Annotated in this window: 1 protein-coding gene; it reads left to right on the top strand. The window is 60.4% G+C overall.

The window, feature by feature from the left end; all coding sequences use genetic code 11:
* Positions 1 to 393 precede the first annotated feature (393 nt).
* Positions 394 to 2,154 (top strand): ABC-F family ATP-binding cassette domain-containing protein (locus tag ACLBXN_RS22195; protein WP_447613589.1); only part of this gene is annotated, 1,761 nt, incomplete at its 3' end.

Raw genomic sequence — 2,154 nt, 5'->3', positions numbered from 1 at the left:
TGTTTTTGTGAGCGCTTGATAACTCCGAAGAGTTTGTTCCGAAGAACTGGCTGCTTGCCCTCAAACGCCCACGCTTATCGGCTGTATTTTTTAAGGAACCGAGCGCAAAACCAAGAAGCTTGACTTTGAATCTCGTTGCTTGCTGCGATCAGCGAAGCCTTGTAGTGTATCACAGCTTTTGCATTCCTGCGCAAGAACTTTTGAGTTTTGCGAGGCAGTCGTTTGCTGCGATGGATCGAACTATAGCATAGGTGAAACCCTAGCCATGCCGCTTCTGACACAAAAGATTCATCTGCCAGCGTGGTCTTTGCCTGGGCTGCGTCCATAGACAGAGATAGAGACAGCGGCCTTACGGCCGCTGTCTCTATGGAGGCCAACGATAATGCAGGCACGATGGCACTGATTACTTTGTTAGACGCTCAATTGGCGTTCGGGCACGTGGCCCTGCTGGACCACGCAAATTTTTCCCTGGAGACCGGCGAACGCGTCGGCCTGATCGGCCGCAACGGCGCCGGCAAGTCTTCACTGCTCAAGATTCTGGGCGGCCTGGCAAAGGCCGATGACGGGCAACTCCAGGTGCAGAACGGGGTCCGCATTACCTATGTGGCACAGGAGCCCGACCTGAACCCGGAGCACACCATCTTCGAGTCGGCGTCGGACGGCATTGCGGCCGTGATTGCGATTCGCGAGCGCTACCTGGCTGGCGGCGAAGGCGAGGATCTGGACGAACTGCAGACGCAGATCGAGGCCTATGACGCCTGGAACTGGGAGCAGCGCGTGGAAGAAACGCTGCAGCGCCTGCATCTGGACCCGAACGCTGTGGTGGGCAGCCTGTCCGGCGGCACCCGCAAGCGTGTGGCACTGGCCCAGGCTCTGGTGGCCCGTCCCGATGTCCTGCTGCTCGACGAGCCGACCAACCACCTGGATCTGGACTCCATCGAGTGGCTGGAAGAGCTGCTGATTGCCTTCAAGGGCAGCGTGATCACGATCACCCACGACCGCAGCTTTCTGGACCGCATCGCCACCCGCATCGTGGAGCTGGATCGGGGCGTTCTGCGCACCTACCCCGGCAATTTCTCCCAGTACGTGCTGCAAAAGGAAGAGCAGCTCAGCCAGGAAGCCGTCATCAACGCCAAGGCGGACAAGCTGCTGGCCCAGGAAGAGGTCTGGATCCGCAAGGGCGTGGAAGCCCGCCGCACCCGCAGCCAGAGCCGCATCAGCCGCCTGCAGGAGTTGCGTGCCAGCCGTGCCCAGCGCCGTGATGTGCTGGGCAGCGTGAACATGGATATCGCATCCGGCAAGGGCGACGGCTACCAGGGCAAGATCGTGGCCGAGCTGACCGATGTCAGCAAGTCCTTTGGCGAAAAGAAGATCGTTGAAAGGTTCAGCGGCACCATTTTGCGTGGCGACAAGGTCGGCTTGCTGGGCCCCAACGGCGCAGGCAAGACAACGCTGCTGAAGATGATTCTGGGCGAGCTGGCTCCGGACAGCGGCCAGGTGCGCCTGGGCGGCAATCTGCAGGTGGCCTACTTTGACCAGATGCGCCATCAGGTGAATCTGGATGCCACGCTGGAAGACTTCATCAGCCCTGGCAGCGAGTGGATCGAGATCGGCAGCCAGAAAAAGCACGTCAAGAGCTATCTGGCGGACTTTCTGTTCTCTCCGGCGCGTGCACATTCCCCGGTCCGATCGCTGTCAGGCGGCGAGCGCAACCGCTTGCTGCTGGCCCGTTTGTTTGCGCGACCGGCCAATGTTCTGGTGCTGGACGAGCCGACCAACGATCTGGACATCGAGACGCTGGACATGCTGGAAGACCTGCTGCAAAGCTATGACGGCACGGTCTTTCTGGTCAGTCACGACCGCACTTTCCTCGACAACGTGGTCACCAGTACGATTGCCTGGGAAGGCCCCGGCCACTGGCGTGAATACGAAGGTGGCGTGACGGACTGGATGGAGCAATCGCGCCGCAGCAAGGCCATGGCCGAAGCCGCACAGGCCAAATCCGCCCCCAAGGAGGAGCCCAAGCCCGTCGCAAGCCGCACCGAAGCGGCGACCAGCCCCAAGAAGAAGCTCAGCTACAAGGATCAGCGCGAACTGGAAGCCCTGCCGGCCATGATTGCCGCACTGGAGACCGAGCAAAAGCAGATTCAGCAA

This window comes from Comamonas sp. C24C, from assembly GCF_053345995.1.
Note: the sequence above shows the minus strand (reverse complement) of the source record. Positions and strands in the feature narration are given on the sequence as shown.